Raw genomic sequence first — 25,628 nt, 5'->3', positions numbered from 1 at the left:
GGGGGGAATACGTGGGCGAGCCCGCCGCAACGCGGCGAGGTGCCGTGACCGGCGCCGCGGGCACGGCACGATCCGCCCGGACAGGGCCTGACGCCTCCGGCTGGTCCGGTCCCCGGGCCGGGCCGGGGCGGCCGAGGCCGGAGACGAGCGAAGGGAGATGCCGCATGCCGCGGCCGTTGATCGGCGTCAGCACCTATCTGGAGGCGTCGGCCCGCTGGCGCGAGTGGGCACTGCCGTCCGCGCTGCTGCCGGACGGCTACCACCGGCTGGTGCAGCGGGCCGGAGGGCTGGCGGCGCTGCTGCCCCCCGACGACGAGCCGGCGGCGGCCGGGGAGGTGGTGGCGCGGCTGGACGGGCTGGTCATCGCCGGGGGCCCGGACGTGGATCCGGCCCGGTACGGGGCGGCGCGGGATCCGCGCACCGGTCCGCCCGCGCCGGAGCGGGACGCCTGGGAGCTGGCCCTGATCGGGGCGGCGCTCGCGCGCGGCGTTCCGGTGCTGGGCATCTGCCGGGGCATGCAGCTGCTGAACGTCGCGCTCGGTGGCACCCTGCGGCAGCACGTGGACGGCCACGAGGGCGCGCCGGGCGTCTTCGCCGAGCACGAGGTGACGCCGCTGCCGGGCACGCTGGTGGCGCGGGAGCTGCCGGAGCCGGTGGCGGTGCGGACCTTCCACCACCAGGCCGTGGACCGGCTGGGCGAGGGCCTGCGGGCGGCGGCGCTCGCGGGGGACGGCACGGTGGAGGCGGTGGAGCTGGCCGGCGCTCCCGTGCTGGTCCTCGGGGTGCAGTGGCATCCCGAGGCGGGGCTGCGCGAGCACGACGTACGCCTCATGCGCGCGCTGACCCGCGCCGCCGCCCCGGCGGTGCGGCTGTAGCCGCGGGCTCCGCCCCCGGACGCCGGGCGCCCCCCGCGCCCCGTACGCCTCCCCAGCCCTCCCCGCGCGGCGCCGATGCGGCATGATCCGTGGGGTGAGTTCCACGACCGCACGCCTGATGCTGCTCGACACCGCCTCCCTCTACTTCCGCGCCTACTTCGGGGTCCCCGAGTCGGTGCGCGCCCCGGACGGCACGCCCGTCAACGCGGTGCGCGGGCTGCTGGACTTCATCGCCCGCCTGGTCATCGACCACCGGCCCGACGCCCTGGTCGCCTGCATGGACTTCGACTGGCGCCCGGCGTGGCGGGTCGAGCTGATCCCCTCCTACAAGGCCCACCGCGTGGCCGAGGAGACGGCCGTCGGCCCGGACACCGAGGTCGTGCCCGACACGCTCTCCCCGCAGGTGCCGGTGATCGAGGAGGTGCTCGACGCGATCGGCATCGTCAGGCTCGGCGCCCCGGCGTACGAGGCGGACGACGTCATCGGCACCCTCAGCACCCGGGCGACGGGCCCGGTGGACATCGTCACCGGGGACCGCGACCTCTTCCAGCTCATCGACGACCCGCGGGGCGTCCGCGTGCTCTACCCGGTCAAGGGCATGGGCACCCTGGCGTCCTTCGACGGGGCGGCGCTGCGCGAGAAGTACGGCGTGGACGGCCCGGGGTACGCCGACCTGGCGCTGCTGCGCGGCGATCCGAGCGACGGGCTGCCGGGCGTGCAGGGGATCGGCGAGAAGACCGCCGCCCAGCTGCTGGCCCGCTTCCACGACCTGGCCGGGATCCTCGCCGCGCTCGACGACCCCGCCTCGGGCCTCACCCCGACCCAGCGGCGGCGGCTGACCGAGGCCCTCCCGTACCTGGCGGTCGCCCCCCGGGTGGTGCGGGTCGCGACGGACGTGCCGCTGCCCGAGCGCGACGCGACGCTGCCGCGCGTGCCGCGCGACGCGGAGGCCCTTCAGGCGCTGGACGCCCGCTGGGGGCTCGGCGGACCGCTCCGGCGCCTCATCGCCGCGCTGGCCACGCGGGCGGCGTAGAGCGGGCACCTGCGCGCAGGGAGCCCGCGCCGGCGGCCCGACGCCTCTTGGCCGGGCTCAGCCGCGCTCAGCCGGGCTCAGCCGGGCTCAGCCGGGCTCAGCCGGGCTCAGCCGACCGAGCTGTACGCGACGACGCCGCGCAGCAGCTTGTCCACCGCCCGGCGGGCGCTCTTGGCCACGGTGCCGTCCGCGGGCGCCGCCGCCGCGATCTGGCCCAGCACGTCGATGATCTGCTTGCACCAGCGCACGAAGTCCCCCGCCGGCATGTCGGCGTCGCGCAGCACCGTGTCGAGCCCGTGGCCCTGGGCCCACTGGTACGCCGCCCACGCGAAGCCCAGGTCCGGCTCCCGCTGCCCGACGCTCGCGGACTGGTTGATGCGGTGCCGCTCCTCCAGGGCGTCCAGCCGCCCCCAGATCCGCACCATGTCCCCCAGCGCCTGCCGCGCCTGGCCGCCGGGCAGCTCCGGCGCCGGGGCGTCGTCGGCGTTCCGGGACTCGTACACCAGCGCCGAGGCGCAGGCGGCCAGCTCGGCCGGGCCCAGGCCCTCCCACACGCCGTCCCGCAGGCACTCGCTGGCCAGCAGGTCGAGCTCCCCGTACAGCCGTGCCAGGCGGCGGCCGTGCTCGGTGACCTCGTCGTCGCGCAGGTAGTCCAGCTCGGTCAGCAGCGCGCACACCTGGTCGAAGGTGCGGGCGATGGTGTTGGTGCGGCCCTCGATGCGCCGGTGGAGCTGCCGGGTGTCGCGCAGCAGCCGGTAGTACCGCTCGGCCCAGCGCGCGTGGTCCTCCCGCTCGTCGCAGCCGTGGCAGGGGTGGGCGCGGATCTCGGTGCGCAGCCGCGTCACCTCCGCGTCCTCCGCGGCGCCGCTCCACTGGCCGCGCCGGCCGCGCTGCCGGTGGCGCGGGGGCGGCGGCGTGCCGCGCCCGCCGCCCGCAGCCTTGGTGCGCAGCGCGGAGGCCAGGTCGCGCCTGGAGGCGGGGCTGCGCGGGTTGAACGACTTCGGGATGCGCATCCGGTCCAGCGGCTCCACCGGCACGGGGAAGTCCATCGAGGCCAGGCGCTTGACCTGCCGCTCGGCGGTGAGGACCAGCGGGCGCGGGCCGTCGAGATGCTCCCCGTGAACACCGCCGCGCGCGCCGGGGCTGCGTCCGTCGGCCAGGCCCGGGTCGAGCACGAGCGCGAGGCCGGCGAACTTGCCGCTGGGCACGTGGATGATGTCGCCGGGACGCAGCCGCTCCAGCGCGGTCGCCGCGGCGGCCCGGCGCTGCGCGGTGCCCTGCCGCGCCAGCTCCGTCTCCCGGTCCTTCAGCTCGCGCCGCAGCCGCGCGTACTCCTCGAAGTCACCGAGGTGGCAGGTCATGGCCTCGCGGTAGCCCGTCAGGCCCTCCTCGTTGCGCTGCACCTGGCGGGAGATGCCGACGACCGCCCGGTCGGCCTGGAACTGCGCGAAGGAGGTCTCCAGCAGCTCGCGGGAGCGGTGCCGCCCGAACTGGCCGACGAGGTTGACGGCCATGTTGTAGGACGGCTTGAAGGAGGAGCGCAGCGGGTAGGTGCGGGCGCCCGCGAGGCCGGCGACGGCCGCCGGGTCCATGCCGCGCTGCCACAGCACGACGGCGTGGCCCTCCACGTCGATGCCGCGCCGCCCGGCGCGCCCGGTGAGCTGCGTGTACTCGCCGGGGGTGATGTCCGCGTGCTGCTCGCCGTTCCACTTCACGAGCTTCTCCAGCACCACCGAGCGGGCGGGCATGTTGATGCCGAGCGCGAGGGTCTCGGTGGCGAAGACCGCCTTGACCAGGCCCCGGACGAAGAGCTCCTCGACGATCTCCTTGAAGGTCGGCAGCATCCCGGCGTGGTGGGCGGCGATGCCGCGCTGCAGGCCCTCCAGCCACTCGAAGTACCCCAGGACGTGCAGGTCCGTCTCGGGGATGCCGGAGGTGCGGCGCTCGACGATCGCCCGCACCTGGTCGCGGGCGGCCGCGTCGTTCAGCCGCAGGCCGGCGAAGAGGCACTGCTGGACGGCGGCCTCGCAGCCGGCGCGGCTGAAGATGAAGGTGATCGCGGGCAGCAGGCCGGCGGCGTCCAGCCGGGCGATGACCTCGGGGCGGCTCGGCGGCTGGAGCCGGGCGCGCTGGCGGCGCTCGCGCTCGCGGTCCGCCGCGCCGCGGCGGTCCCGGCCGTTGCGGTAGCGCTCGCGCGGCAGGGGGCGGCTGTTCTCCAGCCGGGCCATGCGCAGCAGGTCGGGGTTGACCTCGCGACGGGCGGCGGCGCCGGCGCTCCGCTCCTCGAAGAGGTCGTACAGCTGCCGCCCGGCGAGCACGTGCTGCCACAGCGGCACCGGGCGGTGCTCGGAGACGATCACCCGGGTCTCGCCACGGACCGCGCCCAGCCAGTCGCCGAACTCCTCGGCGTTGGAGACGGTCGCGGAGAGCGACACCAGCGTCACGGACTCGGGGAGGTGGATGATCACCTCCTCCCAGACCGCGCCGCGGAAGCGGTCGGAGAGGTAGTGCACCTCGTCCATCACGGCGTATCCCAGGCCGGTCAGCGAGGAGGACCCCGCGTAGAGCATGTTCCGCAGCACCTCGGTGGTCATGACCACCACGGGGGCCTCGGAGTTGATGCTGTTGTCGCCGGTCAGCAGGCCCACCCGGTCCGGCCCGTACCGCTTGACCAGATCGGCGTACTTCTGGTTCGACAGCGCCTTGATCGGCGTGGTGTAGAAGCACTTGCGGCCGTGCGTCAGGGCCAGGTGGACGGCGAACTCCCCGACGATGGTCTTGCCGGAGCCGGTGGGGGCCGCCACCAGGACGCCGCTGCCCGCCTCAAGGGCCCGGCACGCCTCGATCTGGAAGTCGTCCAGATCGAAGTCGTACATCTCGCGGAACGGGGCGAACGCCGTGGCCTGGTCGGCGGCACGGACCCGGGCGGCGGCGTACCGCTCGGCGGGTGACATCGCGTCGGTCTCGTCGGTCATTGTGCTTACGAGCCTACCGGCCCCCTCCGACAGGGCCGTGATCTCGTGACGAGCGCTACGCCCCGGCCGGGGCGGCCGGGCGGGCGCCGAGCACGCGGGCCGCGCCGGGGACGCAGACGGCCGTCAGCGGCAGCGGGCCGATGCGTTCGCCGTCGGCGTAGCCGGTGACGCCCGGGGCCCTGAGCTCGACCTTGGCCGCGTGGTGGACGGTCACCGCGGGGTGGCCCAGGTGGGTGCCCCGGTAGACGCGGGGGAAGACACGCACGAGCGTCGTCCGCGAGCACTCCCCCACCACGGTGATGCTGAACAGGCCGTCGTCGAGCCGGGCGCCGGCGCAGACGCGCATGCCGCCGCCGTAGTCCGGCCCGTTGCCGACGGCGACGAGGGTGGCGTCGATCTCCCGCCACGGGCCGTCGTCGAGCCTCAGGCCGAAGGGAATGGGCCGGAAGGAGGCGAGTTCGGCGAGCATCGCCACGTCGTAGCGGAGCCGGCCGCGCGGCCAGCGCATCCGGTTGCCCCGGTCGTTGACGCGGGAGTCGAAGCCGGAGGCCAGCACGCCGCCGAACCAGTCCGCCTCCGGGCCCTCCCCCACCCGGCCCAGGTCGATGGCGAGGGCGTCGCCGGCCTTGAGCGCGGCGGCGGCAGCGGTGGCGCCCGCGCGCGGCTCGCGCACCGGCAGGCCGCAGGCCCGCGCGATGTCGTTGCCGGTGCCGGCGGCGACGATGCCGAGCGGCGTGTCCGTGCCCGCCACGGCGCGCAGCGCCAGCGAGACGACGCCGTCCCCGCCGACGGCGATCAGCGCGCCGGTGCCGCCGGCGACGGCGGCCCGCGCCCGGCGCAGCGCGTCCGGGGCGTCCTCGCCGACGACGGAGCGCACGGCGAACCCGGCCTCCCGCAGCGCGCGGGCGGCGGGCTGCGCGGCGCGGGCGCCACGGCCGCGGCCCGCCGTCGGGTTGATCAGCAGCGCTATCTCACCGCTCACGCGCGTGGCCCCACGTCAGCTCACGTCGCGTCGTCGTACCCGTTGCGCGGAGTCGCCCCGCCGCCGTCGCCGCCCGAGGCGCTCACCGTCTCGGCCGTGGGCTCGATCGTCGAGGGCGTGAGGTCCAGCGCGGACGCCTCGTCGTCGCTCAGCTCGGCCTCGGGGTCGCCGCGCCGCCTGCGCCGGTCGTTCAGGAGAGAGATGCCGCAGGCGATGAAGTACAGCCCGGTGACCGGGACCTGGAGGGCGACCATCGACAGCATGTCGGTCGGGGTGATCGCGGCGGCGAAGATCGCGATGCCGACGACCATCCAGCGCCACCAGCTCAGCATGCGCTTGCCCGTCACCACGCCGCTCACGTTGAGCAGCACCAGCAGCAGCGGAAGCTCGAAGGAGATACCGAAGGCGAGCGCCAACCGGATCGCGATGTCGAGCACGTTCTCGACGTCGACCAGGTTGTCCGCCCCCTCGGTGCTGAAGTTGAGCAGCACCGCAGCCGCCTTGGGCAGCAGCCAGTACGCGAAGCTGACGCCGGTCAGGAACAGCGGCACACCCACCGCGACGACCGCGCGCGCGTACTTCTTCTCGTTCCTGTGCAGGCCTGGGGCGATGAACGCCCACAGCTGGTACAGCCACACCGGCGAGGCGGCCACGACGCCGACCATCAGGGAGACGCGGAAGAAGGTGGCGAACGGCGCGGTCAAACCCTGCTGCGTGATCTGGGCGCAGTTGGGCTCGGGAGGGGTCTGCTCCTCGCACTCCGGGATCGGCTCGATGAGGAAGCCCATGATGTCCTTGGCGAAGAACATCGCCACGATCGTGACGGCGAGAATCGCCGCGACCGAGATACCGAGCCGGTTACGCAGCTCCCGAAGGTGTTCGGTGAGGGGCATCCGCCCCTCGGGGTCCTTCTTCGTCTTCCGAGCGACCCTTGCCACCCCACGTCCTCATCTCGTAGGGCAGCCGGAACCACGCCGGCCGCCTGACTTCACTCCTGGCACCGGACTTCGTTCAGCTCTGGGTGGTGCCCTTGGGCTCCTCGACCGGCCGGGCGCTGCCGACGTCGCCGGGCGCGGCCTGGATGGTCTTGGGAGGGGTCGGCTGCTCGGCGGTGCTGGCGGCCGTGCCGGAGTCCGTGGTCTGCTGGCCGTCGGTCTTCATGGCCTGCGTTTCGCTCTTGAGGATGCGCATGGACTTGCCGAGGGACCGGGCGGTGTCGGGCAGGCGCTTGGATCCGAAGACCACGATGACGACAAGGGCGACAAGCAGCAGGTGCCATGGTGAGAGCGAGCCCATAGTGTCCGTCCTAATTCTCTCTGGGGGGTGACCTTCCGGCCGTGCCGGACGGAGCGTCCCTAACGTCCCGCAGGCGCGGCAATCTTAACGCGCAAGGGTGAACACGAATCAATGCCCGAGCGTACACGCAGTCTCCCCGTTACTCCCCGCTCGCGCCAGACCGCCGACGCAGCCGGCCGCCGGACTCCGCCAGCGGCGTGGCGGCGCGCTCCAGATCCTCCGCCGCCCGGCCGATGCGCTCGGCGCTGTCGGCGACGGCCCGGGAGAAGCGGCCCACCTCCCGCCCGACGCGCACCGCGAGCACGCCGAGGACGGCCACGCCGGCGAAGGCGAGGGCGAGCTGGAACATCGGCCAGAACATGGCGGCGTTTCCCCCCATCGGTGGGTCCTGCGTGGGCTGCGTGGGCTGCGTGGTCTCGTGGTCTTCGTCGGCTGCGTGGCTGCCCGGCGTTCGGCGTCCCGGCGTTCGGGGGTGCGTCGCGTCGCGCGCCTGTCTCCTCAGGGCATCCGTTCGTACTCGGCCAGCGCGGCCCGCGCCGCCTCGCGGGCGGCCTCGGCCAGCTCGGGTGGCGAGATGATCCGGCCGTCGCCGCCGAGGCGGAGCGCCAGGCGGCGCAGCGTGGCCGGGTCGGGGGTGCGCAGCGTGACGCGCAGCCCGCCGTCGGGCAGCTCCTCGGCCTCCTCGTACGGGTAGTACTCGGCCACCCAGCGCCCGCCGGGCCCGACCTCGATCACCACCTCCGGGTCGGTGGGCGCGGGCTGCACCAGCCCCTCGCTGAGGTCGCGCGGTTCCAGCGGCGGCGGGTCGGACGGCACGTCCAGCATCTCGATGCGCGCCACCCGGTCGAGCCGGAAGGTGCGCCGCGCCTCGCTCCTGCGGCACCACGCCTCGACGTAGGTGTGGCCGACGGCGAAGAGCCGGATCGGGTCGATCTCGCGGTCGGTGAGCTGGTCGCGGCCGGGCGAGTAGTAGCGGATGCGCAGGCGCCGCCGCTCGGTGATGGCGCGGTCGACGTCGGCGAAGACGCCGCCCTCGGCCTCGAAGGTCACGTTCAGCCGGGAGCTGGCGGTCGCGCTCTCCCCGGCCGCCGCCTCCAGCTTGGCGGTCGCCCGCAGCAGCGCGTCCCGGTCGCCGTCCCGCAGCCCCGGCAGCGTCGCCACCGCCCGCGCGGCGACCAGCACCGCGGTGGCCTCGTCGGCGGCGAGCCGCAGCGGCTGCCCGGCGCCGGAGGCCACCGCCTCGGCGTTGTGCCACCAGATGTGCTCGCCGTCGGTGTCGATGTCGAGCAGGTCGCCGCCGCGGAAGCTGGTGCCGCACATCGGCAGCACGCCGAGGTCGGAGATCAGCTCCGCCTCGCTGATCCCGAACGCCCTGGCCACCTCGTCCACCCGGGCGCCGGGCCGCTCCCGCAGATAGGTGATGAGAGACAGCATCCGCCGCGTCCGGTCGATGGCGGTGGTCGCCATGTGAGCTTCCGTCCTCCCTGGCCCTCGGCCCTAACCCTCGCCCCAGCCCTAGCCCTTGGCGACCGCGCGCAGCCGGTCGACCACGCCCGCCCTCAGCTCGGCGGGCTCCAGCACGATCACGTCCGGCCCCAGCTCGGCCAGCCAGGCGTCCAGGCCGTGGCCGTTGGGGATCTCCAGCTCGTCCCACTCGGCGTTCCACGGGGTGACCGAGGCCGCCCGCGCGCGCAGCGGGTACCCGGAGCCGGCGCGCAGCCGGATCCGCGCCGTGGAGGTGGCGCTCTCGCCCGCCCAGCGGGCCACGCTCTCGCGCACCGCCACGTGACCGGGCACCTCGGCGGTGAACGCCTCGCCGCGGGACCGCACCCGCCCGACGATGCGGGAGAGCCGGAAGACGCGCTCGGCCTGGCGGTCGCGGTCGAAGCCCGCCAGGTACCAGTGGCCGCGCCAGCACTCCAGCGCCCAGGGCTCGACGTGCCGGGTCAGCGGGCGGGCGGCGTTGGACTTGCGGTAGTCGAAGGTGACCGGCCTGCGGTCACGGCAGGCGATCATCAGCGGCTCGAAGGCGGCCTCGCCCGCCGGGATGCGGGGCTCCAGCGCGCTGTAGGGCTCCTGCTCCCGCTCGGCCAGCGGCATCCCGGCGGCCCTCAGTTTCTGCAGCGCGCCGCTGGCGGCACCGGCCAGCCGGGCCTGCTGCCACACCTTGGCGGCCAGGCCCAGGGCGGCGGCCTCCTCCGCGTCGAGCGTGATGGGAGGCAGCCGGTTGCGGTCGCGGTGGGCGAGGTAACCGACCTCGCCGTCGAGGCCCTCGACGGTCTCGATCACCATGCCGAGCTCGCGCAGGTCGTCCTTGTCGCGCTCGAACATGCGGTTGAACGCGTCTTCGCCGCTCACCTCGATGTACGCCTCGATGGAGGTGCGCAGCTCCCGCTTGCTCAGCGGGCGGCCGCTGTCCAGCAGGCACAGGGCCAGGTTCATCAGCCGCTCGGCCTTGGCGATCGCCATCGGCGCGCCGCCCTCCCGTTTGCTCGTCAACCGCTCGTTTCTCACCGCTCGTCAGGTGAACGCCGTGGGCCCACCCCGGCACGGGATGGGCCCACGGTACCGCCATGCGGGCGGGTGCGATTACGCGGCGACCAGATCGCAGACGAAGATCAGCGTCTCGCCCGGCTTGATGCGCCCGCCGCCGGCCCCGGCGTCGCCGTAGGCGAGGTGCGGCGGGATGATCAGCTGGCGGCGGCCGCCGACCCTCATGCCCTGCAGGCCGCGGTCCCAGCCGGGGATGACCTTCCCGGCGCCCAGCTGGAAGCTGATCGGGGTGCCCCGGTTCCAGCTGGCGTCGAACTCCTCGCCGGTGGAGAAGGCGACGCCCACGTAGTGCACGGCGACCTGGGCGCCGGACTGGGCGACCGGGCCGTCGCCCTCCCTGATGTCCGTGATCTCCAGGTCGGCCGGGGGGTTGCCGCCGGGGAACTCGACCTCGGGCTTTTCGGTGTTCACGTGGTTGCTCCTTGGCAGGTGGTCTTCTTGCTCACCGGGCGCGCCGGCGTCGGGGGCGTCAGGCGGCGCCGAGGATGTCCACGACGAACACCAGGGTGGAGCCGCCGGGGATGCCCTCCGTGCCTTCCTCGCCGTAGCCCTTGTCGGGCGGCAGCACCAGCAGCACCCGGTCGCCGACGTGCTTGCCCACCAGGCCCTCGTCCCAGCCGGGCACCACGGATCCGGTGCCGATCTGGAACGCCGAGGCGCTGTCCCGGTCCCAGGAGGAGTCGAACTTCTTGCCGTCGGCCCAGGTGACGCCGGTGTACTGGACGGCGAGCGCCTGCCCGGCCTCGACCTCGGGGCCCTCGCCCTCGATCAGCACCTGCTCCTGGAGCTCCTTGGGCGGGTCCTGGCCCTCGGGGATGGTGATCGTGGCGGGCTTCTGGCCGCCGGCCTCGACCTCGGGCATGCCCTCCTCGACGGGGGCCTGCTCGCCCTCGGCCTCGGCCTTGGCGTCGACGGTGACGGCGCCGACGACGTCGATGACCCAGACGACGCCCTCGTCCTCGGAGAGCTGGTACTGCTGGGCGACGGACTCGCCGAAGATCTCGGCGGCGCGGCCCTCGATCTGGACGCGGCTGCCGACCGGGCTGCCGATCAGCGGCTCGGTGACGGCCTTGGGCAGGTACGACTCGACGCCGGCCTGGCTGACGATCTGCTGCCGGAGGTCCTCGGAGCCCCCGGCGTTGGACTCCTCGCCGCCGGAGCCCTCGCCCTCCTGGGCGTTCTGGGACGAGGACCAGGTGTTGAGCAGCTCGGCGTCGTTCTCGACGAACCGGGCCAGGACGTCCATGCGCAGGAAGTCGCCCTCGTCGACCTTCGCGCCGTCCCCCTCCCGAAGAACCCTGGAGACGGTCTCCGCCCCGACCCCGGCACCGTCCTCGACGGTGATCTTGGGCTGCTCGCCGGGCTGGCCGGAGACGCTGGCCACGGGCCCGGAGGAGGCGGAGTCGGATGAGCCGGAGGAGCCGGAGCCGCCGTCCTCGTCCGAGCCGCAGGCGGCCGTGAACAGGAGGGCGGCGGGCAGGGCCAGGGCCGCGACGGTGCGGCGCAGTCGCTTTGTGGGGATCATCAGTCCAACTCGGGGTAGGGACGGTGGGCGGGCGGGACCCGTTGGTCCCGCACCACCCTACGGCCTTCACCGTCTGAGCCCCGTAAGGATCACCCCTGAACGGCGTAGAAGTGGTGTCGCGAGCGTGACGCCGCGGCAGGCCGTCACATGCCCGCGATGAGCTTCTCCACCCGCTCGTCCACCGACCGGAACGGGTCCTTGCACAGCACGGTGCGCTGGGCCTGGTCGTTCAGCTTCAGGTGCACCCAGTCGACGGTGAAGTCGCGCCGCTGCTCCTGGGCCCGGCGGATGAAGTCGCCGCGCAGCCGGGCCCGCGTGGTCTGCGGCGGCACCGACTTGCCCTGGAAGATCTTCAGGTCGTTGCAGATCCGCTGGGCCTGGCCCTTGCGCTCCAGCAGGTAGTACAGGCCGCGCCGGCGGTGGATGTCGTGATACGCCAGGTCTATCTGCGCGACCCGCGGGTGCGACATGGTGAGGTTGTGCCGCGTCCGGTACCGCTCGATGAGCTGGTACTTCATCACCCAGTCGATCTCGGTGTTGATCTTGTCGAGCTGCTGGCTGCGGATCGCCTCCAGCGCCCGCTCCCACAGCTCCAGGACCTGCGCGGTTAGCCCGTTGCGCATGCCCCGGCGCTCGCAGAAGTCGAGCGCCTTGTCGAAGTACTCCTGCTGGATCTCCAGCGCGGAGGCCTCGCGGCCGGTGGCGAGGCGGACCTTCCGCTGGCCGGTGATGTCGTGGCTGACCTCCCGGATGGCGCGGATCGGGTTCTCCAGCGTGAGGTCGCGCATCACGGTGCCGGCCTCGATCATGCGCAGCACCAGGTCGGTGGCGCCGACCTTCAGCAGCATGGTCGTCTCGGACATGTTGGAGTCGCCGACGATGACGTGGAGCCGCCGGTAACGCTCCGCGTCCGCGTGCGGCTCGTCCCGGGTGTTGATGATCGGGCGGGAGCGCGTGGTGGCCGAGCTCACGCCCTCCCAGATGTGCTCGGCCCGCTGGCTGACGCAGAAGACCGCGCCACGCGGGGTCTGCAGCACCTTGCCCGCGCCGCAGATGAGCTGCCGGGTGACGAGGAAGGGGATGAGCACGTCCGCCAGCCGGGAGAACTCCCCGTGCCGCGCCACCAGGTAGTTCTCGTGGCAGCCGTAGGAGTTGCCGGCGGAGTCGGTGTTGTTCTTGAACAGGTAGACGTCGCCGGCGATGCCCTCCTCGTGGAGCCGCCGCTCGGCGTCGACCAGCAGCCCCTCCAGGATGCGCTCGCCCGCCTTGTCGTGGGTGATCAGCTCGATGACGTTGTCGCACTCCGGAGTCGCGTATTCGGGGTGGGAGCCGACGTCCAGGTAGAGCCGGGCGCCGTTCCGCAGGAACACGTTGCTGCTGCGGCCCCATGACACGACTCGGCGGAAGAGGTACCGCGCCACCTCGTCCGGCGACAGCCGTCGCTGTCCCCGGAACGTGCAGGTGACGCCGTACTCGTTCTCCAGCCCGAAGATTCGGCGATCCATGACTGAACAGTACGCCCGATGCCCCGGTCTGAAACCGGGTTCCCGGACGGCGTTTCGATCATTTTCCCGATCGGGCCGCGATCCGGGACGGCCGGGAGCTGCGGGAACGCCTCAGGACTTGCCCTCGGAGCCCTTCCGGGAGCCGCCCTCGGCGTCCTTGCCCGAGCTGCCGGCGGCCTCGTCGCCGGTGTCCTCGCCGGAGGCCGCGGCGTCCTCGCCGCCGTCTCCCTCTCCGCCTTTGCCCTTGCCGCCCTTCCCGCCCTCCTGGAGCAGCTGGGAGAGCTGGCCGCCGAGCACCCGCTTGAACTTGCGCTGCTGGGGGCGGGTGCGGTCGAGGACGGCGACCTCCAGCTGGTCGGCTGTCAGCTCGCGCTCGCCGCCGTTGCTGTCGCGGGTGAGGGAGTCGACGGCCAGCCGCAGCGCCTCGCCCAGGGTCATGCCCTCGCGGTGCCGCTGGTCGAGGTAGCTGCCGATCTGGTCGGAGTTGCCGCCCACGGCCACCGAGCCGTGCTCGTCGATGATCGAGCCGTCGTGCGGCAGCCGGTAGATCGCGTCCTCCGCCGGGGTCTCCCCCACCTCGGCGACCAGCAGCTCCACCTCGAAGGGCTTCTCGGTGGAGGAGGAGAAGATGTTCCCCAGGGTCTGGGCGTAGAGGTTGGCGAGACCGCGGGCGGTGACGTCCTCGCGGTGGTAGGTGTAGCCGCGGAAGTCGGCGTACCGGGTGCCGCCGATGCGCAGGCTCTCGTACTCGTTGTACTTGCCGGTGGCGGCGAAGGCAATCCGGTCGTAGATCTCGCTGATCTTGTGCAGCGCGCGCGAGGGGTTCTCGGCGACGAACACGATGCCGTCGGCGTACTGCAGCACGACCAGGCTCCGGCCGCGCGCGATGCCCTTGCGGGCGTACTCGGCGCGGTCGGCCATGGCCTGCTGGGGTGAGACATAGAACGGCGTGGACACCGGCTACTCGTCCCTTCGTCGTCGTCGAAAACTACTCCACCGGGACCCTACAGAACCGGGCCCTACAGAACCGGCGCCTGGGGGCCGTTGGGCAGCTGCAGGCGCCCCTCGTGGACGGCGCGGGCGAGCTCGGCGACCTCGTCCTCGGCGAGCCGGCGGAAGCCCTCCTGCGTGATCACCGTGACGATGGGGTAGATCCGGCGGGCCAGGTCGGGGCCGCCTGTGGCGGAGTCGTCGTCGGCCGCGTCGTAGAGCGCCTGCACCGCCACCGTGGCGGTCTGCTGCTCGGTGAGGTCGCCGCGGTGGAGCTTCTTCAGCGCGCCCCGGGCGAAGATCGAGCCGGAGCCGACCGCCGCGAAGCCCAGCTCCTCCGAGCGGCCGCCGGTCACGTCGTAGGAGAAGATCCGGCCCTTCTCGCGCTCCAGGTCGAAGCCGGCGAAGATCGGGACGACGGCCAGGCCCTGCATGGCCATGCCCAGGTTGCCCCGGATCATGGTGGACAGCCGGTTGGCCTTGCCCTCCAGGGAGAGCACCTCGCCCTCGACCTTCTCGAAGTGCTCCAGCTCCAGCTGGAAGAGCTTGACCAGCTCCACGGCGATGCCGGCGGTGCCCGCGATGCCGACCGCCGAGTAGTCGTCGGCCGGGAACACCTTCTCCACGTCCCGCTGGGCGATCATGTTGCCCATGGTGGCCCGCCGGTCACCGGCGAGCACCACGCCGCCGGGGAAGGTGACCGCGACGATCGTGGTGCCGTGGACGGCCTCGATCGCGCCCTCCACCTGCGGCAACGCGCGGTTGCCGGGGAGCCGCTCGGGTGCGTAGTCGGACAGGAAGTCGAGGAACGAGGAGGACCCCGGCTTCAGGAAGGCCTCCGGGAGTCGGCCCGTGCCGTGGGTGTTGGCTGCCACAGATTTCCTTCCAGGGGACGTCGGCTGAGGATGGGGCGAGGAGCGAGGGGCCGTGGGTGGCGGGGCGGGCCGGAGCCCCGGCCTCCCCGCCGCCCGGCCCGGCCGGACAGGATCCGCGACGGACCCTACCCCTCAGAGGGTGGTGATCCACATGCCCGGGACGACCCGGACGCGGATCACTCGCCGCCCTTCTGCACGAAGCTTCGGACGAAGTCCTCGGCGTTGGACTCCAGGACCTCGTCGATCTCGTCCAGCACGGAGTCGACGTCGTCGGTCAGTGCCTCCTGGCGCTCCTTGAGCTCCTCGGAGACCTCCACGTCCTGGGTCTGCTCGTCGGTCTCTTCGGTGGTCCGCGAGGCCTTCTGCTGGCCGCCGCTGGTGTCCTTCGTCGCCATCTCCCTCACCCCATGCTCAGCTCGTCGGTCGAGATGCTCAGCTCGTCGGTCGAGACGTATCAAGATCAGACCCTACTAGCCGGGGCTGACATTGGCTCTCTCGAAGCTTGCTCCTAGCTATAACGTCCTGCAGCCACCTCCATGATTCCCGGATCACGCGGAAAGATCCCGCCGTGACGCGGGGAGACGCCCTGAGGCGCCCGCGAGGAGGCTCCGGACGCGCGTCAGCCGCCGGACAGGGCGCGCACCAGGTCCTCGGCGGTGGCGCAGCGGTCGAGCAGCTCCTTGACGTGGTCCTTCGTGCCGCGCAGCGGGTCCATGGTGGGCACGCGCTGCAGCGAGTCGCGGCCGGGCAGGTCGAAGATGACCGAGTCCCACGAGGCCGCGGCGACGTCGTCGGCGTACTGCTCCAGGCAGCGGCCCCGGAAGTAGGCCCGCGTGTCCTCGGGCGGGGTCCCCTGGGCCCGCAGGATGTCCTCCTCGTCCAGGAGGCGCGCGATCCTGCCGCGGGCCGCGAGACGGTTGTACAGGCCCTTGTCGGGGCGCACGTCGGCGTACTGCAGGTCCACCAGGTGCAGGCGCGCGGCGTCCCAGCCCAGGCCGTCGCGGCGGCGGTAGCCCTCCATCAGCTCACGCTTGGCGACCCAGTCCAGCTGCCCGGCCAGGCTCATCGGGTCGCCCTCCAGCCTGGTCAGCACGTCCTCCCAGCGGCTGAGCACGTCGGCGGTCTGCTCGTCGGCGTCCGAGCCCCAGCGTTCCTCGACGTACTTGCGGGCCAGCTCGTAGTACTGCATCTGGAGCTGGACGGCGGTGAGCGTACGCCCGCTGCGGAGCGTGATCAGCTCGCGCAGGCCGGGGTCGTGGCTGACCCGGTGGAGGGTGCGCACGGGCTGGTCGACGGCGAGGTCGACCGCGATGAAGCCGTCCTCGATCATGGACAGGACCAGCGCGGTGGTGCCGAGCTTGAGGTAGGTGGAGACCTCGGAGAGGTTGGCGTCGCCGATGATGACGTGCAGCCGCCGGTAGCGCTCGGCGTCGGCGTGCGGCTCGTCGCGGGTGTTGATGATGGGGCGCTTGAGCGTGGTCTCCAGGCCGACCTCGACCTCGAAGTAGTCCGCGCGCTGGCTGAGCTGGAAGCCGTGCTCGCTGCCGTCCTGGCCCAGGCCCACGCGGCCGGCGCCGCAGACGACCTGGCGGGAGACGAAGAACGGGGTGAGGTGGCGCACGATGTCGGAGAACGGCGTCTCCCGCTTCATCAGGTAGTTCTCGTGCGTGCCGTAGGAGGCGCCCTTGTTGTCGGTGTTGTTCTTGTAGAGGTGGATCGGCTGGGCGCCGGGCACCTCGGCGGCCCGGCGGGCGGCCTCGGCCATGATGCGCTCGCCCGCCTTGTCCCACAGCAGCGCGTCCCGGGGGTTGGTGGCCTCGGGGGCGCTGTACTCCGGGTGGGCGTGGTCGACGTACAGCCGGGCGCCGTTGGTGAGGATGACGTTGGCCAGCCCGATGTCCTCGTCCGTGAGCTGGCTGGCGTCGGCGTTCTCCCGGGCCAGGTCGAAGCCGCGGGCGTCGCGGAGCGGGTTCTCCTCCTCGAAGTCCCAGCGGGCGCGGCGGGCCCGGTGCATCGCCGCGGCGTAGGCGTTGACCACCTGCGAAGAGGTGAGCATGGCGTTGGCGTTCGGGTGGCCGGGCACGGAGACGCCGTACTCCGTCTCGATGCCCATCACTCGCCGTACAGTCATGCGGCCCTCCTTGCCGGGCGGCGGCCCCGCACGGCCGCGCCACTGGGTACGAGCCTAAGCGACACGGCCTGCGGCGGGGAGTTCACTGCGGGTTTCCTTCCGGGAAAGCGTCCGGCTGCGGGGCACGGACTGGTGCCCCGCAGCCGGACGCCGCGAACCGACGGTGGGCCCGAGGGCCGACCTCGGGTCGTGACTACAGGTACTGGCCGGTGTTCGCCACCGTGTCGATGGAGCGGCCGGTGTCCGCGCCCTGCTTGCCGGTGACGAGGGTGCGGATGAAGACGATCCGCTCGCCCTTCTTGCCGGAGATGCGAGCCCAGTCGTCCGGGTTGGTGGTGTTCGGCAGGTCCTCGTTCTCCTTGAACTCGTCCACGCAGGCGGCGAGCAGGTGGGAGACGCGCAGACCCTTCTGGTTGTGGTCGAGGAAGTCCTTGATGGCCATCTTCTTGGCCCGGTCCACGATGTTCTCGATCATGGCGCCGGAGTTGAAGTCCTTGAAGTACAGGACCTCCTTGTCGCCGTTGGCGTAGGTGACCTCGAGGAAGCGGTTCTCCTCGGTCTCGGCGTACATCTGCTCCACGACGGTCTGGATCATCCCGGCGATGGTGGCCTCCGGGCTGCCGTTGTGCTCGTTCAGATCGTCGGCGTGCAGCGGCAGCCGCGGCTTGAGGTACTTGGAGAAGATGTCCTTGGCGGCCTCGGCGTCCGGGCGCTCGATCTTGATCTTCACGTCCAGCCGGCCGGGGCGCAGGATCGCCGGGTCGATCATGTCCTCGCGGTTGGAGGCGCCGATGACGATGACGTTCTCCAGACCCTCCACGCCGTCGATCTCGGAGAGCAGCTGGGGGACGATGGTGTTCTCCACGTCCGAGCTGACGCCGGAGCCACGGGTGCGGAAGAGGGAGTCCATCTCGTCGAAGAAGACGATCACGGGCGTGCCCTCGCTGGCCTTCTCCCGGGCCCGCTGGAAGACCAGGCGGATGTGCCGCTCGGTCTCGCCGACGTACTTGTTCAGCAGCTCGGGGCCCTTGATGTTGAGGAAGAAGCTCTTCCCCGCGGGGATGCCGGTGACCTCGGCGACCTTCTTGGCCAGCGAGTTCGCCACCGCCTTGGCGATCAGCGTCTTGCCGCAGCCGGGCGGGCCGTAGAGCAGGACGCCCTTGGGCGGGCGCAGCTCGTGCTCGCGGAAGAGGTCGGGGTAGAGGTAGGGCAGCTCCACGGCGTCGCGGATCAGTTCGATCTGGCCGCCCAGGCCGCCGATCTGCGTGTAGTCGATGTCGGGGACGTCTTCGAGGATCAGCTCCTCGACCTCGCTCTTGGGCACGACCTCGAAGACGTACCCGGAGCGAGGCTCCAGCAACAGGGAGTCACCGGCGCGCAGCGTGGCGTCGAGCAGGGGCTCGGCCAGCCGGACCACGCGCTCCTCGTCGGTGTGACCGACCACCAGCGCCCGCTCGCCGTCCTCCAGGACCTCCTTGAGGGTGACGATCTCTCCCGCGCTCTCGAACGCCATGGCGGCGACCACGTTGAGCGCCTCGTTGAGCATGACCTCCTGACCGCGCCGGAGCTCCTCCAGCTCGATGTTCGGGCTGACGTTGACCCGGAGCTTGCGGCCGCCGGTGAAGATGTCGGCCGTGCCGTCGTCGGCGGCGCTCAGGAAGACGCCGAAGCCCGAGGGCGGCTGGGCGAGCCGGTCCACCTCCTCCTTGAGGGCCACGATCTGGTCCCGGGCCTCACGCAGGGTGTTCGCGAGTCGCTCGTTCTGCGCGGAGACGCCGGCCAGGTTCGTCTGGAGCTCGACGATCCGCTCTTCGAGAATCCGAGTGTGCCGCGGAGAGTCGGCCAGCTTTCGACGCAGGACAGTGATCTCCTGCTCCAGGTCGGCGACGTCCCGGGAAGGGCCATCGGAACCCCGCCCCGGCCGGATGCCGCGGTTGCTGTCTTCGTCGTGGGATGCCACGGTCCTCACCTCCTCCAAGGGGAGCTGGACGCTTCCAGACCCTACCTGGACCGGTGTCGTTCGAAACCCCTAGATCACAAAGACCGTCGGGGTGTGTCCGATCTTCACCCTTGCGCACTCCCTCACGCCAGGGAATACCCACCCTGCCTTGCCGGAAAGCGGGCGGCGGTATGGTCGTAAGCGGTCAACGCCCGTCGGGGACACCCATCTAGGAACGGTAGGCCATATGACCGCGCAGCACGAAGTCGCCGGGGAGCTGGAGGTCTGGATCGACCAGGACCTCTGCACGGGGGACGGCATCTGTGCGCAGTACGCCCCGGAGGTGTTCGAGCTGGACATCGACGGGCTCGCCTATGTGAAGCCGCCCGCGCCGCCCGGCGTGGAGGCCGAGCTGCTGACCGAGCCGCGGTCCGCCGCCCCGGTGCCGCTGCCCCTGCTGCGCGAGGTCGCCGACTCGGCGAGGGAGTGCCCGGGAGAGTGCATCCACGTACGCCGCGTGGCGGACGGCGCCGAGGTGTACGGGCCCGACGCCCCTGAGTGACGCCTGGCCCGCCGGGGGCCGGCGTCGGTCCCTGCCCCGGCTCAGGCGCTGGTGGCCGTCGCGGGCTCGGCCTCGAGGCGCAGCCGCCCGTCCCGCCACTGCCAGGTGACCTCCCGTCGCAGGTCGGGGGCGGTGCGCGGCACGTCGGGCGAGGAGTAGCCCAGCAGTCGCGCGGAGACCGAGCCGCGCCCGGCCGAGAGCCGGTCGACGATCATCCGCTCCGCCGGGTCCACGAGCGTCCCGGCGACGCGGGGCGGCGCTCCCGGCTCCGGCGGCGCGGCCAGCACGTACAGGCCGCTGGGCGGCGTGCCGCCGCCCGCGTCGCAGCGGACGGCCGCGACGGTCTCGGCGCGGCCGTCGTCGTCGAGGTCGACGGCCGCCTCGTCGGTCACCAGGACGTCGTACGGCCCGCAGTCGACCGGGTACGCCGCCTCGGCCGCCTCGGGCGCCCCGGCGGCGCGGGATCCGGGGCTGGCGGTGGCGTCGGAGGGCTGGGCCAGGGCCGCGGCGCCCAGGGCGGCGCCGAGGGCGGCGGCGGTGACGATCCAGTGGACGGGACGGGCCTGGGTGTGGGGGAGGTCGGGGTGCTCGGGGCCTGCCGGTGGCAGCTGCACGCGGGGACTCCTCGAAGAGGGCGCGGGGCGGGCGTGAGATGAGACACAGGGCCGTGCTGGAAGCCTGCACGCAGGCAGGTTCGGGCATCGTGCCATATCTCACACCGCGCCGGAACGGCGGGGTCCCCTTCCGCGGCCCGTGCCGGGCCGGGGCCCGGCGTCAGCCCTCGCCGCCGGGCCCGGTGTAGTCCTCGCCGTACGCGCCCGGAGCGGGGCGGCGGCGGCGCCGGGGCGGCTCCACGCCGTCCGCGAGGCGGCGGGCGGTGAGCAGGAAGCCGGTGTGCCCGATCATGCGGTGGTCGGGGCGTACCGCCAGCCCCTCGACGTGCCAGGTGCGCACCATGGTCTCCCAGGCGGCCGGCTCGTTGAACGTGCCGTGGGCCCGGATCGACTCGACGGTGCGGGCGAGCTGGGTGGTGGTGGCGACGTACGCGCACAGCAGGCCGCCGGGGACGAGCGCCTTGGAGACGGCGTCCAGGCACTCCCAGGGGGCGAGCATGTCGAGGATGGCGCGGTCGACGTCGGTGTCGGTCAGGTTGTCCTGGAGGTCGCCGACGGTCAGCTGCCAGGCCGGGTGGGGTCCGCCGAAGTAGCGCGTGACGTTCTCCCGCGCGATGTCGGCGAAGTCGGCCCGCCGCTCGTAGGAGTGGAGCATGCCCTGGTCGCCGATGGCGCGCAGCAGGAAGGTGCTGAGCGAGCCGGAGCCGACACCCGCCTCCACGACGCGGGCGCCGGGGAAGATGTCGGCCATGGAGAGGATCTGCCCCGCGTCCTTGGGGTAGACCACGGCGGCGCCGCGCGGCATGGACAGGACGTAGTCGGGGAGCAGGGGGCGCAGCGCCAGGTAGGCGACGTTGCCGGTGGTGTGGACGACGGTCCCCTCGGGCGCGCCGATCAGCTCGTCGTGCGGGAAGGCGCCCTTGTGGGTGTGGAAGCTCTTCCCGGCTTCGAGCGTGAAGGTGTAGTGGCGGCCCTTGGGGTCGGTGAGCTGAACCTGGTCCCCGACCTGGAAGGGCCCGCGACGGCGGGCGGCACCGGTCGGTTCGGACATGGGGTCAAGCCTAGTCCAGGGACTTCACGCCGCGGCTCGGGGTGGTGGGGCGGGCCATGGCGTTGATGAAGGCCCGCTCGACGTCCCCTGCGGAGAGCACGCCGTAGACCTCGCCGGTCTCCTCGACCACGAGGTACTCGGTGGCGGGCACGGCGCGCAGGTGGTCCAGCAGCCCCTCGCCGGTCAGCTCGGCCGGCACGCGCATGTCGTCGGTCAGGTCCTGGGCGAGGGTGCCGACGGCGACCCAGGGGCGGCGGTGGTGGGGGATGCCGGCGATGCCGGCCTCGCGGACGACGGCGAGCGGGGTGCCGGCGGCATCGACGACGACGAGGGCGCGGGCGCCGGCGTCGTTGGCGCGGCGCAGCGCCTCCGACAGCGGGGTCTCGCCGGTGACGGGGACGGCGCGGCGGGTCAGGGAGCGGGCGGAGAGGGCGGGGAGGCGTTCGCGGAGCCGGGCCATGCGCAGGCTGTTGCCGGCGCCGGTCCAGATGATGGCAGCCAGGATCGCGGCGAGCAGCGCGTCGGTGAGGGTGGCGAGGCCGGTGAGCGACTCGCGCTCGGCGACCGAGCCGGTGTGGGTGGCCAGGGGGAAGCCGATCAGCACGGCGATGGCCAGGGCCCTGCCGGTCCAGGCGGCGGCGATGGTGCCCGTCATGGGCCTGCCGGAGATCTTCCACACCACCGCCCGCAGCATGCGGCCGCCGTCCAGCGGCAGTCCGGGGAGGAGGTTGAAGACGGCGACGATGAGGTTGGAGATCATCAGCCCGGCGAGCAGCACGCCGGGGACGGTGCCGGACTCCACGGCCAGCATCCCGGCGTAGCAGAGCCCGGCGAGCACCAGGGAGAGGAGAGGGCCGACGCCGGCGAGGACGAACTCGCGGCCCGGGGTCTGGGAGTCCTTCTCGATCTCCGAGACGCCGCCGAAGAACTGCAGTTGGATGCGGCGGACGGGCAGGTCGAAGCGGAGGGCGGCGACGGTGTGGGCGAGCTCGTGGACCAGCACGGAGGCGTAGAAGGCGACGGCGAAGAAGAGCGAGACGAGGTAGCGGCTGTTGCCGAGCTCGGGGAGGACGCGGTCGAGCTGGTTGCCGAAGAACCAGGTGATGAGGGCGGCGACGAGGAACCAGCTCGGGGCGACGTACACCGGGACGCCGAGCACTCGGCCCATCAGCAGGCCGCCGCCGGTCTGCCGGGGGCGCCGCGGGCCGCCGCCGGGGGTCTGCGGGCCGCCGGAGCGCGGTGTCCGGTCCGGTTCCGAGTCTGCCACCAGGTCCCCTCGCTGCCTCAGCTGCGCGCGTCACGTGCTCGGTCAGCGATCATGCCGCGCGCACGTACTGGAGTCGATGGTAAGCGCCTGGCTGTCAGTGACGCCCCGTAGGGTTCCGAACCATGGAACGGTCAACTCCCGCGCGTCCGGACTCGCTGTCGCCGTCCAGGGCCGCCGACTTCATGCAGTGTCCCCTGCTGTATCGCTTCCGGGTGATCGACAGACTGCCCGAGGCGCCGAACGCCGCCGCCACCCGGGGCACGGTGGTGCACGCCGTGCTGGAGCGGGTCTTCGACGCGCCTCCGGCGGAGCGGAGCGTGCCGCGGGCGCGGGCGATGGTGGCCCGGGAGTGGGAGCGGCTGCTGGCGCGGCGGCCGGAGCTGGCCGGGCTCTTCCCGGAGGACGGCGAGGGTGGCGGGGACCGCGAGGGCGGCGGGGAGGAGCGGGAGGAGCAGGGCCGGGCCCGGGCGCGGCTGGCGGAGTGGCTGGCGGAGGCCGAGGCGCTGGTCGAGCGGTGGTTCTCGCTGGAGGATCCGTCGCGCCTGGAGCCGGCCGAGCGCGAGCTGTGGGTGGAGACGCGGCTGGAGTCGGGCCTGCGGCTGCGGGGCGTCATCGACCGGGTGGACATCGCCCCCAGCGGCGAGGTCCGGATCGTGGACTACAAGACGGGCAAGGCGCCGGGGCCGGAGTTCGCGGGCGGCGCGCTGTTCCAGATGAAGTTCTACGCCCTGGTGCTGTGGCGGCTGCGCGGCGTGGTGCCCCGGCGCCTGCAGCTGGTGTACCTGGGCAGCGGCGAGCTGCTCACGTACGACCCGGACGAGGGGGATCTGCGGGCCACGGAGCGCAAGCTGCTGGCGCTGTGGGAGGCGATCCGGCGGGCGACGGAGACGGGCGAATGGCGGCCGAGCCGGAGCAGGCTGTGCGGCTGGTGCGACCACCAGGCGCACTGCCCGGAGTTCGGCGGCACTCCCCCGCCGTATCCGCTGACGATCCAGCCGGAGTTGCCCGCCCCGGTGCCCGCGCAGGGCGGCGCGGGGTCGCGGCGGCCGGCGGACGCCGTGGGTGAGAATGGGGGCGTCTAGCGAAGGGTGTGCCCATGCCGATCCGCGTACTGCTCGTCGATGATCAGCCGCTGCTGCGCACCGGCTTCCGGATGATCCTTGAGGCGGAGCACGACGTGGCCGTCGTCGGGGAGGCGGGCGACGGGCTCCAGGCGCTGGACCAGGTCAGGGCGTTGCAGCCGGACGTGGTGCTGATGGACATCCGGATGCCCCGGATGGACGGCGTGGAGGCGACACGGCAGATCACCGGCCCCGCCAAGGACGGCCCGGCCAAGGTGCTGGTGCTGACCACCTTCGACCTCGACGAGTACGTGGTGGAGGCGCTGCGGGCGGGCGCGAGCGGCTTCCTGCTGAAGGACGCGCCGGCGGCGGAGCTGGTGCAGGCCATCCGGGTGGTGGCGGCGGGCGAGGCGATGCTGGCGCCCAGCGTCACCCGCCGGCTGCTGGACATGTACGCCGGCAAGCTGCCCTCGGGCGAGGAGCCGGTGCCGGACGCGCTGCACACGCTGACCGAGCGCGAGGTCGAGGTGCTGAAGCTGGTGGCGCGCGGGCTGTCCAACGCCGAGATCGCGGCGGATCTGTTCGTCAGCGAGACGACGGTGAAGACGCACGTGGGGCACGTGCTGACCAAGCTGGAGCTGCGGGACCGGGTGCAGGCCGCGGTCTTCGCCTACGAGAGCGGCCTCGTGCGCCCGGGCAGCTGACCGCCGCGAGCGCCGCTAGGACGTCTTGGCGATCTCCCAGAAGCGGAAGACGGTGGAGGCGTCTAGGGTCCACTCCAGTCCGGCGACGTCCCCGGCGGTGACGGCGTACTGCTTGCTCTGCCAGAGGGGGATCACCGGCAGTTCCTCGGCGACCGTGTCCTGCAGGGCGTGGTAGTCGTCGACGGTCGCGGCGCGGTCGATCTGGGCGGCGGTGCGGGGGATCAGCTCCTCGGTGATGGGCCCGGCGTCGTAGTTGTTGGCCAGCACGTTGCCCTGGCCGAAGAACGGGGCGGTGAAGTTGTCGGGGTCGGGGTAGTCGGGCACCCAGCCGCGCACGTAGGCGCCGAAGTCGCCGTTCTCGACGCCTTCGTTGAACGCCTCGGTGCCGACGCTGCGGACGTCCGCGCGGAACAGGCCGCTGGCGTTGAGCTGGTCGGCGATGTGCTCGAACTCGGCGACGGTGTCCGGGCCGAAGCGGACCGGGGTGGCCCACAGCGTCAGCTCGACCGGCTCGGTGATGCCCGCCTCGCGCAGGGCGGCCTCGGCGCGCGCGGGCTGCGGGCTGTCGCCGTAGGCGTCGAAGAACGCCGTGTTGTGGCCCGCGATGCCGGCCGGGACGATCGAGTACAGCGGGTCGACGGTGCGGTGGTAGACGTCGCGGGTGAGGGCGTCGCGGTCGATGAGCCAGGCGACGGCCTCGCGCACCGCCGGGTTCCCGGCCACCGGGTCGTCCATGTTGAACACCAGGTGCTGCACCTCGGCGCCGGTGCCGTCCACCACCCGCAGCGAGGTCTCGCCGCGCAGCGCGGCCTCGTCCAGCTCGGCGATGGCGGGGGCGGTCAGACCCCGGTAGGCGACATCGACGTCGCCGGAGGTCACGGCCTCCTTCAGGGCCCGCTGGTCGCCGTGGAGGAACCGCATCGTCATCCCGGAGTTCTTCACCTCGGCCGGGCCGGTGTAGCCGGGGTTGACGGCGAAGACGGCCTCGTCGCGGCCGTAGCTCTCCAGGGTGTAGACGCCGGAGCCGACGGCCCGGCCGTCGGTGCGCAGCGCGTTCGGCGGGTACGCGCGGTGGTCGACGATGGATCCGGCGCCGGAGGCGATCTTCTGAGGGAAGGTGGCGTCGGGCTGGCTGAGGTGGAAGGTGACGGTCCGGTCGTCGGGCGTCTCGATGTGGTCGATGGTGGAGAGCATGACCGCCGGCCCGTCGGGGTCGTCGATGCGCAGGGTGCGCTCGAAGGAGAACTTCACGTCCCTGGAGGTGAGCTCGTTGCCGTTGCTGAAGGTCAGGTCGTCGCGCAGGGTGCAGGTGAAGCGCTGGCTGACGCGGTCGGTGAAGCCGCACTTCTCGGCCGCCTCCGGCTGCGGCTCGCTGCCGCCGGGCGGGAAGCTGAGCAGGGACTGGAAGACGTTGTTGAAGACCAGCCACGAGCCGGGGTCGTAGCCCGAGGCCGGGTCGACGGCGAGCACGTCGTCCGTCATCCCCATGACGACCGGCTCGCCCTGGCCGGCACCGTCGTCGCCGGCCCATCCGCATCCCGTGAGCAGTGCGGCGGCCACCCCCGCGACGAGCGGAAGCGACACCCACTGGACGCGTTTTCTCACGTGCGTGTTCCTTTGCGATCCTTTGCGCTCCTTGCGGCCTCGATGACCCTAACCGGGCGGTCGAGGCGCGTTGGAGGCGGGGCGC

The 25,628-nt window shown here is 72.7% G+C and carries 24 protein-coding genes; 5 read left to right on the top strand and 19 right to left on the bottom strand.

What is annotated here, in order from left to right; genetic code table 11:
• The first annotated feature begins 164 nt into the window (after nucleotides 1–164).
• Nucleotides 165–875, top strand: a complete 711-nt coding sequence (locus ACTWQH_RS16945) for a gamma-glutamyl-gamma-aminobutyrate hydrolase family protein (RefSeq protein ID WP_443287402.1) — start codon at nucleotides 165–167, stop codon at nucleotides 873–875.
• 118 nt (nucleotides 876–993) lie between these two features.
• Nucleotides 994–1,908 (top strand): 5'-3' exonuclease, encoded by a 915-nt coding sequence (locus ACTWQH_RS16940; RefSeq protein ID WP_443287424.1) that lies wholly within the window; start codon nucleotides 994–996, stop codon nucleotides 1,906–1,908.
• 107 nt (nucleotides 1,909–2,015) lie between these two features.
• On the opposite strand, the gene ACTWQH_RS16935 is transcribed toward ACTWQH_RS16940, so the two are convergent.
• The 15 genes from ACTWQH_RS16935 to arc form a co-directional block, all read right to left on the bottom strand.
• Nucleotides 2,016–4,883 carry a DEAD/DEAH box helicase gene (locus ACTWQH_RS16935; protein WP_443287401.1) on the bottom strand — a complete coding sequence of 956 codons (2,868 nt, stop codon included), beginning with the start codon at nucleotides 4,881–4,883 and terminating at the stop codon, nucleotides 2,016–2,018.
• 55 nt (nucleotides 4,884–4,938) lie between these two features.
• Nucleotides 4,939–5,865, bottom strand: a complete 927-nt coding sequence (locus ACTWQH_RS16930; protein ID WP_443287400.1) for a diacylglycerol kinase — start codon at nucleotides 5,863–5,865, stop codon at nucleotides 4,939–4,941.
• Nucleotides 5,866–5,885: 20 nt separating this feature from the next.
• Nucleotides 5,886–6,803 (bottom strand): twin-arginine translocase subunit TatC, encoded by a 918-nt coding sequence (tatC, locus tag ACTWQH_RS16925; protein WP_443287399.1) that lies wholly within the window; start codon nucleotides 6,801–6,803, stop codon nucleotides 5,886–5,888.
• 73 nt (nucleotides 6,804–6,876) lie between these two features.
• Nucleotides 6,877–7,161: a Sec-independent protein translocase subunit TatA gene (tatA, locus tag ACTWQH_RS16920; protein ID WP_443287398.1), complete on the bottom strand. Its 285-nt coding sequence runs from the start codon at nucleotides 7,159–7,161 to the stop codon at nucleotides 6,877–6,879.
• Nucleotides 7,162–7,300: 139 nt separating this feature from the next.
• The gene (locus ACTWQH_RS16915; protein WP_443287423.1) at nucleotides 7,301–7,522 is read right to left on the bottom strand and encodes a hypothetical protein; all 222 of its coding nucleotides are present in this window, start codon (nucleotides 7,520–7,522) and stop codon (nucleotides 7,301–7,303) included.
• Between the two features lie 137 nt (nucleotides 7,523–7,659).
• Nucleotides 7,660–8,628: a helix-turn-helix transcriptional regulator gene (locus ACTWQH_RS16910; RefSeq protein ID WP_443287397.1), complete on the bottom strand. Its 969-nt coding sequence runs from the start codon at nucleotides 8,626–8,628 to the stop codon at nucleotides 7,660–7,662.
• Nucleotides 8,629–8,676: 48 nt separating this feature from the next.
• Complete coding sequence (locus tag ACTWQH_RS16905) at nucleotides 8,677–9,630, bottom strand: helix-turn-helix transcriptional regulator (protein ID WP_443287422.1); 954 nt, start codon at nucleotides 9,628–9,630, stop codon at nucleotides 8,677–8,679.
• A 120-nt stretch (nucleotides 9,631–9,750) separates the two neighbouring features.
• A complete protein-coding gene (locus ACTWQH_RS16900) occupies nucleotides 9,751–10,125 on the bottom strand; it encodes an FKBP-type peptidyl-prolyl cis-trans isomerase (protein ID WP_443287396.1) in 375 nt (124 codons plus the stop codon).
• Nucleotides 10,126–10,183: 58 nt separating this feature from the next.
• Entirely contained in the window at nucleotides 10,184–11,239 is a 1,056-nt protein-coding gene (locus ACTWQH_RS16895) for an FKBP-type peptidyl-prolyl cis-trans isomerase (protein WP_443287395.1), read from the bottom strand.
• A gap of 143 nt (nucleotides 11,240–11,382) precedes the next feature.
• Nucleotides 11,383–12,744, bottom strand: coding sequence for a Pup--protein ligase (gene pafA, locus ACTWQH_RS16890; protein ID WP_443287394.1), 1,362 nt, complete (start codon nucleotides 12,742–12,744; stop codon nucleotides 11,383–11,385).
• Between the two features lie 111 nt (nucleotides 12,745–12,855).
• The gene (prcA, locus tag ACTWQH_RS16885; protein ID WP_443287393.1) at nucleotides 12,856–13,701 is read right to left on the bottom strand and encodes a proteasome subunit alpha; all 846 of its coding nucleotides are present in this window, start codon (nucleotides 13,699–13,701) and stop codon (nucleotides 12,856–12,858) included.
• 62 nt (nucleotides 13,702–13,763) lie between these two features.
• Nucleotides 13,764–14,609, bottom strand: a complete 846-nt coding sequence (prcB, locus tag ACTWQH_RS16880) for a proteasome subunit beta (RefSeq protein ID WP_443287392.1) — start codon at nucleotides 14,607–14,609, stop codon at nucleotides 13,764–13,766.
• Nucleotides 14,610–14,785: 176 nt separating this feature from the next.
• Nucleotides 14,786–15,004, bottom strand: coding sequence for a ubiquitin-like protein Pup (locus tag ACTWQH_RS16875; RefSeq protein WP_443287391.1), 219 nt, complete (start codon nucleotides 15,002–15,004; stop codon nucleotides 14,786–14,788).
• A gap of 224 nt (nucleotides 15,005–15,228) precedes the next feature.
• The gene (dop, locus tag ACTWQH_RS16870; protein WP_443287390.1) at nucleotides 15,229–16,740 is read right to left on the bottom strand and encodes a depupylase/deamidase Dop; all 1,512 of its coding nucleotides are present in this window, start codon (nucleotides 16,738–16,740) and stop codon (nucleotides 15,229–15,231) included.
• Between the two features lie 193 nt (nucleotides 16,741–16,933).
• Nucleotides 16,934–18,700, bottom strand: coding sequence for a proteasome ATPase (arc, locus tag ACTWQH_RS16865; protein WP_443287389.1), 1,767 nt, complete (start codon nucleotides 18,698–18,700; stop codon nucleotides 16,934–16,936).
• A 226-nt stretch (nucleotides 18,701–18,926) separates the two neighbouring features.
• Here arc and ACTWQH_RS16860 point away from each other — a divergent pair, with 226 nt between their 5' ends.
• The gene (locus ACTWQH_RS16860; protein WP_443287388.1) at nucleotides 18,927–19,241 is read left to right on the top strand and encodes a ferredoxin; all 315 of its coding nucleotides are present in this window, start codon (nucleotides 18,927–18,929) and stop codon (nucleotides 19,239–19,241) included.
• 41 nt (nucleotides 19,242–19,282) lie between these two features.
• On the opposite strand, the gene ACTWQH_RS16855 is transcribed toward ACTWQH_RS16860, so the two are convergent.
• From ACTWQH_RS16855 to ACTWQH_RS16845, 3 genes are all read right to left on the bottom strand, one after another.
• Nucleotides 19,283–19,855 (bottom strand): hypothetical protein, encoded by a 573-nt coding sequence (locus ACTWQH_RS16855; protein WP_443287387.1) that lies wholly within the window; start codon nucleotides 19,853–19,855, stop codon nucleotides 19,283–19,285.
• A gap of 160 nt (nucleotides 19,856–20,015) precedes the next feature.
• A complete protein-coding gene (locus ACTWQH_RS16850; RefSeq protein ID WP_443287386.1) occupies nucleotides 20,016–20,906 on the bottom strand; it encodes a tRNA (adenine-N1)-methyltransferase in 891 nt (296 codons plus the stop codon).
• Between the two features lie 10 nt (nucleotides 20,907–20,916).
• Nucleotides 20,917–22,173 (bottom strand): site-2 protease family protein, encoded by a 1,257-nt coding sequence (locus tag ACTWQH_RS16845; RefSeq protein ID WP_443287385.1) that lies wholly within the window; start codon nucleotides 22,171–22,173, stop codon nucleotides 20,917–20,919.
• Between the two features lie 122 nt (nucleotides 22,174–22,295).
• Between ACTWQH_RS16845 and ACTWQH_RS16840 the strand changes: the two genes are divergently transcribed.
• Together ACTWQH_RS16840 and ACTWQH_RS16835 are read left to right on the top strand one after the other, a co-directional pair.
• Nucleotides 22,296–23,255, top strand: a complete 960-nt coding sequence (locus ACTWQH_RS16840) for a RecB family exonuclease (RefSeq protein ID WP_443287384.1) — start codon at nucleotides 22,296–22,298, stop codon at nucleotides 23,253–23,255.
• 14 nt (nucleotides 23,256–23,269) lie between these two features.
• Nucleotides 23,270–23,938, top strand: a complete 669-nt coding sequence (locus tag ACTWQH_RS16835) for a response regulator (RefSeq protein WP_443287383.1) — start codon at nucleotides 23,270–23,272, stop codon at nucleotides 23,936–23,938.
• Between the two features lie 15 nt (nucleotides 23,939–23,953).
• On the opposite strand, the gene ACTWQH_RS16830 is transcribed toward ACTWQH_RS16835, so the two are convergent.
• Complete coding sequence (locus ACTWQH_RS16830; protein ID WP_443287382.1) at nucleotides 23,954–25,543, bottom strand: ABC transporter substrate-binding protein; 1,590 nt, start codon at nucleotides 25,541–25,543, stop codon at nucleotides 23,954–23,956.
• Between the last annotated feature and the right edge of the window lie 85 nt (nucleotides 25,544–25,628).

Source organism: Streptomyces sp. 6N223 (assembly GCF_052246635.1).
Taxonomy (GTDB): domain Bacteria; phylum Actinomycetota; class Actinomycetes; order Streptomycetales; family Streptomycetaceae; genus Streptomyces.
The sequence above is the reverse complement of the archived record's forward strand: the minus strand, read 5'-3'. Positions and strand labels throughout refer to the sequence as shown.

Bases quoted from the DNA above. Each gene is read 5' to 3' on its own strand.
- ACTWQH_RS16940 (WP_443287424.1), top strand. From the start codon at position 994: ATGCTGCTCGACACCGCCTCCCTCTACTTCCGCGCCTACTTCGGGGTC.
- ACTWQH_RS16875 (WP_443287391.1), bottom strand. From the start codon at position 15,004: ATGGCGACGAAGGACACCAGCGGCGGCCAGCAGAAGGCCTCGCGGACC.
- ACTWQH_RS16840 (WP_443287384.1), top strand. From the start codon at position 22,296: ATGGAACGGTCAACTCCCGCGCGTCCGGACTCGCTGTCGCCGTCCAGG.
- ACTWQH_RS16910 (WP_443287397.1), bottom strand. From the start codon at position 8,628: ATGGCGACCACCGCCATCGACCGGACGCGGCGGATGCTGTCTCTCATC.
- dop (WP_443287390.1), bottom strand. From the start codon at position 16,740: ATGACTGTACGGCGAGTGATGGGCATCGAGACGGAGTACGGCGTCTCC.
- ACTWQH_RS16895 (WP_443287395.1), bottom strand. From the start codon at position 11,239: ATGATCCCCACAAAGCGACTGCGCCGCACCGTCGCGGCCCTGGCCCTG.
- ACTWQH_RS16860 (WP_443287388.1), top strand. From the start codon at position 18,927: ATGACCGCGCAGCACGAAGTCGCCGGGGAGCTGGAGGTCTGGATCGAC.
- pafA (WP_443287394.1), bottom strand. From the start codon at position 12,744: ATGGATCGCCGAATCTTCGGGCTGGAGAACGAGTACGGCGTCACCTGC.
- ACTWQH_RS16835 (WP_443287383.1), top strand. From the start codon at position 23,270: ATGCCGATCCGCGTACTGCTCGTCGATGATCAGCCGCTGCTGCGCACC.
- ACTWQH_RS16935 (WP_443287401.1), bottom strand. From the start codon at position 4,883: ATGACCGACGAGACCGACGCGATGTCACCCGCCGAGCGGTACGCCGCC.
- ACTWQH_RS16945 (WP_443287402.1), top strand. From the start codon at position 165: ATGCCGCGGCCGTTGATCGGCGTCAGCACCTATCTGGAGGCGTCGGCC.
- ACTWQH_RS16905 (WP_443287422.1), bottom strand. From the start codon at position 9,630: ATGGCGATCGCCAAGGCCGAGCGGCTGATGAACCTGGCCCTGTGCCTG.
- tatA (WP_443287398.1), bottom strand. From the start codon at position 7,161: ATGGGCTCGCTCTCACCATGGCACCTGCTGCTTGTCGCCCTTGTCGTC.
- ACTWQH_RS16915 (WP_443287423.1), bottom strand. From the start codon at position 7,522: ATGTTCTGGCCGATGTTCCAGCTCGCCCTCGCCTTCGCCGGCGTGGCC.
- ACTWQH_RS16850 (WP_443287386.1), bottom strand. From the start codon at position 20,906: ATGTCCGAACCGACCGGTGCCGCCCGCCGTCGCGGGCCCTTCCAGGTC.